This window comes from Paraburkholderia sp. GAS33 (assembly GCF_050436645.1).
Classification (GTDB): Bacteria; Pseudomonadota; Gammaproteobacteria; order Burkholderiales; family Burkholderiaceae; genus Paraburkholderia; species Paraburkholderia phenazinium_B.
The window spans coordinates 22,489-32,585 of record NZ_JBNDMP010000029.1; the positions used below are offsets into that span (position 1 = coordinate 22,489).

The following is a 10,097-nucleotide window of genomic DNA, read 5'->3' on the forward strand; positions in this document are numbered from 1 at the left end:
GTTCAGCCGTCCTGAAGCGAGACGAGGTGAGCGTAGTAACCTCCGAGGCGTAGCAGCGTCTCGTGGTTTCCCCGCTCGACTATCTGGCCCCTGTCCATTGCGACGATCTGGTCGGCGTGACGAACAGCCGTCAGCCGGTGCGCAATGATGATCACCGTGCGTCCCGCACACATCGCCTTCATGTTGTTCTGGATGACGCGCTCGGTTTCGAAATCCAGCGCGCTGGTCGCTTCGTCGAACACCAGAATGCGCGGATTGGTCAGCAGTGCGCGTGCGATCGCCAGACGCTGCCGCTGGCCACCCGACAGGTTCGAGCCGTGCTCGCCGACCATCGTGTCATAGGCTTCCGGCATTTCGCAGATGAAGTCATGCGCGCCTGCCAGTTTCGCCGCGCTGATAACAGCGGCCAGTGGCGCACCGGGATCGGTCAAAGCAATGTTGTCGCGGATCGAGCGGTTAAAGAGCAGGTTCTCCTGCAACACCACACCGATCTGGCGACGCAGCCAGGCCGGATCGGCGAGCGCCAGATCGATACCGTCGATACGCACCGTTCCCTGCTCGGCAATATAAAGTCGCTGCAGGAGTTTCGTCAGCGTGCTTTTGCCGGAGCCGGAACGTCCCACGATGCCGATCACCTGGCCGGCCGCGATATCCAGCGCCACGTTGTCAAGAATCGGCGGCCCGTCCGGACGATAGCGGAAACGGATGTTCTCGAAACTGACGTCCCCCTTGAGCGCAGGCAATGCCTGACGGCTTTTGGGCAATTCCGTGCGCGAGTTCAGGATGTCGCCCAGCCGGCTCATCGAAATGCCGACCTGCTGGAAGTCCTGCCAGAGCTGTGCGAGGCGAAGCACCGGTGCACTGACGCGCTGCGACATCATGTTGAAGGCGATCAGTTCGCCGACCGTCAGCTTGCCGTCGATCACCAGCTTGGCGCCAAAAAACAGGGTGCCCAGGGTCACCAGCTTGCCGACAAGCTGGATAAGCTGCTGGCCCAGGTTGCCCAGCGTGCTCACGCGAAAGCCTGCGGCGACGTAGGCCGCGAGCTGTGTCTCCCAGCGTTTGACGAACTGCGGCTCGACCGCCATCGCCTTGACGGTCTCCACACCTGAGACGGCTTCGACGAGAAAGGACTGATTATCGGCCCCTCGGGCGAATTTCTCGTTCAGGCGTGCGCGCAGTACCGGTATCAGGCCCGCCGAGATTGCTCCGTAGACTGGTAGCGAGATGGCGACGATCAGCGTCAGCCAGACGCTGTACAGGCACATCACCCCCAGGAAGATGAACGAGAACGTCAGATCGATCAGCGCGGTGAGCGCTTGTCCGGTCAGGAAGTTCCGGATGTTCTCAAGTTCCCTGACGCGGGCGACCGTATCGCCCACACGGCGCGCACCGAAATAGGCGAGCGGCAGCGTAACCAGATGCCGGAAGAGCCGCGCGCCAAGCTCAACGTCGATACGGTTGGTCGTATGGGCGAACACGTAGTTACGCAGCCCCGTGAGCAGCACCTCGAATACCGAACTCACCAGCAGCGCGACACACACCACGTTGAGCGTGCTGTAGGTGCGGTTGACCAGAACCTTGTCCATCACTACCTGAAACATCAGTGGTGAAACAAGCCCGAAGAGCTGGAGGACGAACGAAACGCCCAGCACTTCAAGCAGCAGCCGGCGATATTTGACGACAGCAGGAATGAACCAGGAGAAGTCGAACCGGGTCAGCTCGCCCGCGAGCGACGCCCGGGAAGTGAACAGCAGCATGCGTCCACTGGAGCGCTCCATCACCTCATTCATGGGTCGGGGCATCGGCGCCTGCATGCCGGGCTCGAGAACGAGCGCGGTTTCGCCGTCCGACCCGGCCAGAATGAAGTGTCGGCCCGCGCGGTCCAGCGCCAGCGCGGGAAACGGCGTCTTTGCCAGCCGCTCCTGAACCAACGGCACGGCTCGCGCCTTGAGGCCGATGCTGCGCGCAGCCAGGACGAGTTCCGCTTCGGAAAACGCGCCGCTTCTGACTGCCGCTGCGTGTTTCAACTGTGACGCATCGGTCGCAATGCCATGAAAGCGTGCGATCGCGACCAGTGCGGTAAGGCCCGCATCGTCCAGTGGCGCAGGTTGTTCTTCAATGCCCATTATCTTGCTTTAAATTCTGTTGTCCTGTCATTCTGGCCGACATTTCTGTCGCTATCGGTGTTCATCGCCTACAGGATTCGCACGCCGCGTAGATTGAGTTCGGGCTTCTCCCAGAAGTGGGTTTGGACGAATTTCGTAAAGAGGTCGGGGGGAATCGACGGCTTTCGTGCCTGGTGTTCCACCTTCTGCCTGACCTTGTGCAGGCCGGGCATGCCGAGCAGCGCATCGTAGTCCGGCTCGTCGTAGACTACGTTGTTGAAGTTGTGATCGAACCAGGGCTCGCCCAGTTCGCTGTAGAGGCTGCGCAGAACCTTTTCCGGTGCGCTCACCAGATGGTCGTAAGGCACAACGATCAGGCGCTTTGCTTCGTCGCCGAACCACGCTTCGCGCATATTGCTCCACGGCAGGCCAATCAGGCCTTTCTCCGAGTTCATGAGCGTTTCGACGCGGGAATAGACGGACGCGCCCGGCTCGAAGTTGAACATACGCGAGAGCTGCAACGGGTTCTTGGCGAGCATCCGTTCAACGCTGTCGATGATCCAGCCCGTTTCACGCACGCAGCAGATGATGCGCGAGTCTGGATACAGGGCCCTGAGCAGCGCTGCCCGTCCTGTCCATGTCCGGTTGGTATCGAACACGACCTGTCCAGGTTGAACCTCTGAGTAATAGCTGTCGAACACGCCACGCAGGATGGCCGTACGCCTTGCATCGTCGAAGAACACGCCGAATTCGCCACCGCACATCTTCTTATGCAGCGAACTGCATAGCGATGCGACAGGGCTGGTCATCGCAGCCGTAAAACCCTGGTTCTGGCGCAGCAGCGCACACAGAAGCGTCGAGCCGGAACGGGGCAATCCCGAAATGAAGTGAATCGTGTTGACCACGGCAAATACCTGGTTGTACCCCGAACAGACGTTGCGGGGTAATGATCGAGACGGAGAAATGCCCTCAGTTTCCCGCCAATAAACATGCGGGAACCTGAGGCACACGTAGCTGTGAAACAGGACGCTAGTGTGGTGATACGGCGAGTTGCGCCTGCGGATTCAGGTGTTCGATGGCCGCAAGACTGGTGATACCGGCAGGCATCGGTGCATACGTGGCCATTGCCTGGATCATCTGGTCGACCTGCCTGTCCACTGCAGCTGAAGCGGCCGATGTAGCCGACGCCGCGCCCGGGCCGTACAGCGACTGGATACCGGCGATGTCGGTGCTGTCCAGCGACTGGTTACCCGAGCCCAGGGCGTAGTACATGATCGAACTCTGGTCCGAATTGTCGGCCAGACCGAGCGCATGTCCGATCTCGTGCAGCAGCACCTGTTCGAGCGTGGCTTCGGTCCCGGAGTAGGTCAACTGGCCTCCGGCACCGGCGACCAGCGCATCCTGGTTTGGATCTTCGAGCTCGATGTTCGCGCCAGGCGCCATCTGGCCACCCTGCGACTGATAGGTGGTGTAGCCCACCACCCCTGTCGTGGCCGTATTGAGGTCACCAAATCCGATGTTGATGTCTGCCTGGCCCGAACCAGAGACTTCCTCGAAGGTGAGGCCGGAAGCCTTCGCCCAGGTGGCGAATGCCTGCTGGACTTCGGCTTCGTATTGCGCTTCCGCTGGGCTGGTGGATGAGCCGTTTGCGCCCGTCGCACCCGCGAAGCTCCAGGTTATGACCTGGCTATCCCACTTCGCGCCTTCCAGCACCGATGTACCCGTACCTGTTGTGGGCGTCTCCGTCGCCGCTGCATACGCCTGCTGGAGCGCAGCCTCCGCCGCGGCGGCGCCTGCCTTGTTTCCATTGGCCAGGTCGCCCAGGGCGATCGAGCCGATGTTGCTGCCGACCGCGCTCTGCACGGTCGACCTTTTGCCAGCGAATCCGTAGCCACCGGAATAACCGCCCGAGTAACCACCGAAGTAACCGCCGCCCTCATCATCGTCATCATCGTCCGAGTCGTCGTCATCCCCCGCCTCGGACCCGCTTGCACTGATTACTTGGCCCGTTTGCGGATCAAAGTTCGCGACGCCCAGAATCGTGCCGGTTTGCGGATCGACCTGTTCGATCTGCGAGAAATAAGTGCCGCCGTCTGCGGTTTCTACCTCATATGGATAGGGGCCGCCATTGAACTCGGAGACCTGCTGCAACTGGCCGGTCGACTCGTCGTAGGTATCCGATTGCGTCAGGGCGCCATTGACGTACGTATCCTGTTCATTCGAATAGGATGCCCCCGGGTTGAACAGGCTGACCGTAGTCGTGTCGCCGTCGTACTCGTTGTATTGCGTTTCCTGTCCCGACGGGTTGTAGAACGTTTCGTTCTGCGCAACGCCATCGGAATAGTTGGTGACGTCTGAGGCAACGCCGTCGTTGTACTGGACGTCCTGGGTCAGTTGGCCTGTCGTGTCATAGGTATCGTACTGCGCGAGCGTTCCGTCAGGGTTGAACTGTGCGGCCGCTGTTTCCTGGCCGTCCGGATTGAAGAAGTCGCGCGATGTGTTGACCCCATCGGTAAAATTGTTCTGATAGGTTTCGCTACCGTTCCCGTCGAAGAATATCTGTGTCTCAAGCGTCGTGGTTCCTGGCACAACCAGATCCTGCTCGGTCTCCTGCCCAGACGGGTTGAAGTCCTCCTGCGAGACCAGTTGTCCACTGGGATTGTAGTTATCCTGCGAGGTCAGTTGCCCTGACGATGGGTCGTAATTGTTCTGGTAGGTTTCGGCGCCCGTCGAGGGATCGAAGTAAATCTCGTTCGTGACCGATGTTGTGCCCGGAGTCACGAGAATCTCTTCGGTTTCCTGACCGGACGTATTGTAGTCATCCTGCGAGACCAACTGGCCGTTGGTGTAGTTATCCTGCGAGGTCAATTGACCGGAGGACGGATCGTAGTTGTCCTGATAGGTTTCGGCACCCGTGGACGGATCGTAATAAATCTCGTTGGTAATCGACGTCGTGCCCGGAGTCACGAGAATCTGTTCGGTTTCCTGGCCGGACGGGTTGTAGTCCTCCTGCGACACCAGTTGCCCGGAGGTGTTGTAGTTATCCTGCGAGGTCAGTTGACCTGAGGACGGATCGTAGTTGTTCTGGTAGGTTTCGATACCCGTCGACGGATCGAAATAGATCTCGTTGGTGATCGATGTCGTGCCCGGGGTCACGAGGATCTGTTCGGTTTCCTGACCGGCCGCATTATAATCATCCTGCGAAACCAGCTGGCCGTTAGTGTAGTTGTCCTGCGAGGTCAGTTGTCCCGACGAATCGTAGTTGTTCTGGTTCGTTTCGACGCCTGTGGATGGATCGTAGACCGTCTCGGTCGATGAACCATCGGCGTTGAACTGGGTCGACGCGGTTTCCTGCTCTGCCTGGTTATAGAAGTTTTCGCTTGTCTCGACGCCGTTCGTATAGTTGATCGCGTCAGCAACATAGCCGTCGCTATATTGCTGGTCCTGTGTTATCTGCCCGGCCGTGTTGTAGAAGGCTTCATCTGTCTCGACACCGTCTGAATAGTTGATTGCGTCATAGAGAATGCCGTCGCTGAACTGTTGGTCCTGCGTGAGCTCTCCGGTCGAGCTGAATGTATACAGATCCTGCTGAACACCATTGAGGTTCGTCGTCGATATACTTACCGATCCGGAGGAATTGACGGTGAAAGTATCGGTTACTCCGCTTGTATATACGCCGTTAACGCCATCGACGCTAATGTCAGAATTTGAAATAACAAACTGCCGACCCGATAGCGTATCAGTTATCGTATCCGATCCTGATGAACCGTCACTCCCCATCACCACCACGTCACCAGACGATGCGGCGACAACGTCTCCTGTACCATCAACGATTTCCTGCAGATTTTGCGAAATATTGATCGCGTCGTTATTTCCAGTAACTTGAAATGAATTTCCTGACAGATCTATAGTATTTTGCCCGGAAGAGAAATCATAAATGTCACTTATACCGCTCAAGTCTGCACTATATAAAATATTTCCGCCAGTTACCAATTCCGCTATGGAATCGCTTCCAAGTGTCAGTCCGTAAGCCCCATCGATTTGGCGAAGATCAAATTCCCCCGATAATTCGGTGACATCTGCTGAAAACGCCGTGGAATTATTGCTTACATCGCTAACGGCATTAGTTTCTGTGTTGATAATGTCTGACCAGATTGGCGAAAAATTCGGAGCTGCATTTGTGGTTTGACTAACCTGTTGAAAAAATGGCGTAGTCGAGCCGAAAACCTGGGCACTTAGCATGCATGCGGCGGCAGTCTTATAATCGATTTGGAGTGCCATATCGACATTGCTCATCCCTCCAAGCAAGTACTGTGCGGTACCCTCTGCTGCGGCAACAAACCCCGAGGCAATAGCTTGACAGTCTCTTGTTGATGGATCGGATGTATCGATGTTATACGTTGAGTAGTAAGACGGATCATTGAGAACGCTCGGCGTAAATAAGGTTCCGCCCCAAATCGCGTAATCTAAATTCGCATTTGGGAACATTGACTGGATAAGGCTAATACCCGAGCCCGCATCGATTTGCACGATTTGAGCTGGGGAGAACGAATCTGTGTTGAAACTGCCACCTTGGAGCTGGTTGAATACCGTCGTGGCGATAGTATTTGATACTTGCTGAAATATCGTGTTGTTTAACGTGACGCCTTCAGATTGTGCAGCGGCAAACATGTAATCATAAATCCAGGTCCCCGCAGGGGTCGGGCTGAATAATTGTGTATTAACCAATCCGGCTTGGGAGAACCAATTTAAGGTGCCTGGATCAACGCCCGGTTGGGCTTTAATGTCGTTGTATATTGCTGTATAGGCGTTGAGATAGTTTACATTGTTGGTTCCGGGTCCATCGTTTATGGCTGTGTTGATTAAATCGATGGTATTTTGACTCAGGCTTATTGTTGTCATTTTCTCACTCCTTCACAAGAAATCGGTCAATAAGATTGACGATGGAACCATCCACCTCAACTGCGTCCCGAAGCCCATCGTTCATTTCGAAATAATATGAGAGCGCGTCTCCCGATACTGCATGCGCAAAGTGGTGGCATATTCCGCCACTTTTATGGTCTATGTTGTAGAGTACGCAATCAAAAAATATTGGTGATCCATGTGCGATTTTTGTATAAATATTCGTTCTGGAGGTCGTTGGGCCAATTTCGAATAGTTCAAATCCATATGGTCCAACTTTTTGTGTTTTATGTATTGCGGAATTTGCAATTAAATTGCTTAGCGTATCTTCAGATGAGAAATGGCCGGATGTCATATAGATCGTATATATTCTGCATTTTATTTTGTGAAATATGCAGGATGCGTTATCTTTTCTATATGGTTTTAGGCCGGGATAAATCAAGCGAATTGTGACGCCATCTTTCTGTTCGCCCCCAGACCAGTCGCTCATATTGATCAGGAAATTCCGGGGAATTTTATATTGATGCCCGTTCAGCTTAAATAATAAAGGAGTTTCATCCGTCGAAGCAGATTCCATCGATGGTTTCGCAGTTGAATTATTCGGTCCATATGAGAGGATGAGCAAAAGAGATGCAATTTTTAGATGCCTCAACCACCTTCCTTTTCGAATTGATTTTTGAATTTCGTTTGCCGCGGTGTGATTTTCGATGCTCTCAAAAGATGGCACCGCTTCCCTATGTCGAATGCCTAATAAGGCCAACACTTTAGAAAGCATCGACCTCATAAAAACGGCTGCGTAAGATAGGATATTTAGAATCATTTTCTTGCGCTCATCGGGTGGTAGCGTCCGGAAATTAGCAGGCGCTGACTATGCCTAGTTAAAGTTTAAATTAAAGATTCATTATTTATTGCGGCGTGAATGGAAAGATTTTGATAATTTATGGATCGATTTTGCATAGATAAATTATTTGACAAATTTATATGTGAATTGGATAAAGATCTTTGATGTCTCTGCCAAAAATTCCATTTTTTACTTTCCCAATTGAAATAGACTTCCACGCGCAGTGTATTTCCTCTTTTTTCAAGAATGGCACGAAGTCGAATCGACAATTGACAAAATTCGTCAAATATGCATGGTGAATGATTGCAAAATGTTACGCTCTCATGTGGTCGGCTGGGTTGTAAGAGTTGACCGTCGCTGTCCGGTTGGCTACACCACCTACCAGTCGCAGGGTGGCCAGATGGCGCCTGGCGCGAACATCGAGCTCGAAGATCCAAACCAGGATGCGCTGGTCGCCGGTGCCGGAGGCCAGTTGACCTACTCCGGGACCGAAGCCACGCTCGAACAGGTGCTGCTGCACGAGATCGGACATGCGCTCGGTCTGGTCGACAATTCGGACCAGAGTTCGATCATGTACTACGCCCTGGGCTCGGGTAACCAGTCGCTGGACAGCACCGACATCGCCGGTATCCAGTCGCTGTACGGCCCGGGCGCGGCGTCGGCTACATCGGCCGCTTCAGCTGCAGTGGACAGGCAGGTCGACCAGATGATCCAGGCAATGGCCACGTATGCACCGATGCCTGCCGGTATCACCAGTCTTGCGGCCATCGAACACCTGAATCCGCAGGCGCAACTCGCCGTATCACCACACTAGCGTCCTGTTTCACAGCTACGTGTGCCTCAGGTTCCCGCATGTTTATTGGCGGGAAACAGTGCGTGAAATTCGTTGAGAAGCCCTCCGCCTTGAAGAGCTACATCCTCACCGATTCCGGAATACGTTGAAATCAACCCAAGATTGAAAGACGCTGCATCGGTAAACGCGCTAACGAAATCCCCTGGATGTACTCCGGTGCTTTCCGGATAGGTTCGCTGCAGGTCCTGCTGCCCGTTAGGTAGAAAAGCTGCACCCATCATGTCCAAGGCAACCGTTGCGCCCAGATCATTTTCAGTGTTACCCAGCTCCGTGCCAACTTGGGTGGCAAAGGCCAACGCACCGTCTACTGTATAACTGGCCGGAACAATCAGATATCCATTCGGGTTTGCATTCTGCACAAGATCGCCATTTGCATCATATATCGGTGTATTTTGTGGCCGTTGAAACGTTTGGGTCAGATATGTAACTTCCGTTATACGAGAGGAATGTTGCGGCAACAAGTTGGCCCGCATTGTTTTTTACATAAAAAACATCCGACATACTTCCTCCATAAATCAATTTTGATTAATTAAATCTTGTGGAAGATCGTTATAGAAAATGACAGAGTAAAAGTTCCCGGTTAACCTTCTGGCAGTGAATCCAATTATTCCAAATGGCGCCTTCCTATCAAGCGACAGTGCCGCACGAATCCACTCAGGATCACGAGAAGCATGCTTTAATATTATTTGCCCGCTCGAATCAAAGGCGATGGCTTTTGTAAATCCATATCGCCACCATTTTTCATATTTTTTGCATACAGACAAGGCTTTATTTGTATCAAAAGCTACGCCATCTGATATGCAATTAACATACGTTTGCGAATTTATCTCTATAAAAATAATATCAAGCCAATCTTTTTTAAAGTTCGTGTATAAAAGGAGGCACCACGCTAATATAGCGATCGCGCAAATACCGCTTCGAATCCGTGTTTCCCATGGGTTATTTCTTGCGAGTGATGTGATTAATGAAATTACGAAAATAATAATTATGACGCATAAAGCAATCAATAATAATGGATGATATTCTGAATACGTTATTGCAATCAGAAGCAGGGCCGTCCATGTAAAATTTGATCTCATAATTTTTAATCGGCGCGGAATTTTGTGCAAGGGTAGACCTATCCCGCTTACAACCAGGGGAAATTCTGTAATTTCCATTTCCGTTTGCGTACACAGGTCCCGAATCTCGATGTCCGGAGAAACACCTCTTACGACGCCTCTTTGCCTGCAGCGTTAATTCACAAGCGACCAAGGTGTCGATCAACGAACATATTACATATCTCGCGCACTGCCGATGTGCGTGGAGTTGCCCCTGTAAATCAGGACACGCAGACACCGTTAAGTTGATGATGCAGCGGTTCGCCGGAACTCCCGGGGGGAACGGTACTTCAGTG

At 53.3% G+C, this 10,097-nt stretch carries 7 protein-coding genes; 1 reads left to right on the forward strand and 6 read right to left on the reverse strand.

The genetic code is table 11. The annotated features are described in order from the left end of the window. Positions 1-2: 2 nt before the first annotated feature. The 4 genes from P3T24_RS38445 to P3T24_RS38460 all read right to left on the reverse strand — a co-directional run bounded on the left by P3T24_RS38445 (position 3) and on the right by P3T24_RS38460 (position 7,830). Positions 3-2,129: a type I secretion system permease/ATPase gene (locus P3T24_RS38445; RefSeq protein ID WP_429441914.1), complete on the reverse strand. Its 2,127-nt coding sequence runs from the start codon at positions 2,127-2,129 to the stop codon at positions 3-5. Positions 2,130-2,197: 68 nt separating this feature from the next. Next, a complete protein-coding gene (locus P3T24_RS38450; RefSeq protein WP_429441916.1) occupies positions 2,198-3,013 on the reverse strand; it encodes a sulfotransferase family protein in 816 nt (271 codons plus the stop codon). Positions 3,014-3,137: 124 nt separating this feature from the next. Then, positions 3,138-7,010 carry a matrixin family metalloprotease gene (locus P3T24_RS38455; protein ID WP_429441918.1) on the reverse strand — a complete coding sequence of 1,291 codons (3,873 nt, stop codon included), beginning with the start codon at positions 7,008-7,010 and terminating at the stop codon, positions 3,138-3,140. Between the two features lie 4 nt (positions 7,011-7,014). Continuing rightward, on the reverse strand, positions 7,015-7,830 hold the full coding sequence (locus P3T24_RS38460; protein WP_429441920.1) for a hypothetical protein: 816 nt from the start codon (positions 7,828-7,830) through the stop codon (positions 7,015-7,017). Between the two features lie 331 nt (positions 7,831-8,161). Between P3T24_RS38460 and P3T24_RS38465 the strand changes: the two genes are divergently transcribed. Then, positions 8,162-8,665 (forward strand): matrixin family metalloprotease, encoded by a 504-nt coding sequence (locus tag P3T24_RS38465; protein WP_429441921.1) that lies wholly within the window; start codon positions 8,162-8,164, stop codon positions 8,663-8,665. Between the two features lie 26 nt (positions 8,666-8,691). On the opposite strand, the gene P3T24_RS38470 is transcribed toward P3T24_RS38465, so the two are convergent. Then, a complete protein-coding gene (locus P3T24_RS38470; RefSeq protein ID WP_429441922.1) occupies positions 8,692-9,177 on the reverse strand; it encodes a hypothetical protein in 486 nt (161 codons plus the stop codon). A gap of 42 nt (positions 9,178-9,219) precedes the next feature. Next, on the reverse strand, positions 9,220-9,861 hold the full coding sequence (locus P3T24_RS38475; protein ID WP_429441924.1) for a hypothetical protein: 642 nt from the start codon (positions 9,859-9,861) through the stop codon (positions 9,220-9,222). Between the last annotated feature and the right edge of the window lie 236 nt (positions 9,862-10,097).

Coding starts and splice junctions, on each gene's coding strand:
- P3T24_RS38445 (WP_429441914.1), bottom strand. CDS start 2,129: ATGGGCATTGAAGAACAACCTGCGCCACTGGACGATGCGGGCCTTACC.
- P3T24_RS38455 (WP_429441918.1), bottom strand. CDS start 7,010: ATGACAACAATAAGCCTGAGTCAAAATACCATCGATTTAATCAACACA.
- P3T24_RS38460 (WP_429441920.1), bottom strand. CDS start 7,830: ATGATTCTAAATATCCTATCTTACGCAGCCGTTTTTATGAGGTCGATG.
- P3T24_RS38465 (WP_429441921.1), top strand. CDS start 8,162: ATGTTACGCTCTCATGTGGTCGGCTGGGTTGTAAGAGTTGACCGTCGC.
- P3T24_RS38470 (WP_429441922.1), bottom strand. CDS start 9,177: ATGCGGGCCAACTTGTTGCCGCAACATTCCTCTCGTATAACGGAAGTT.
- P3T24_RS38475 (WP_429441924.1), bottom strand. CDS start 9,861: ATGGAAATTACAGAATTTCCCCTGGTTGTAAGCGGGATAGGTCTACCC.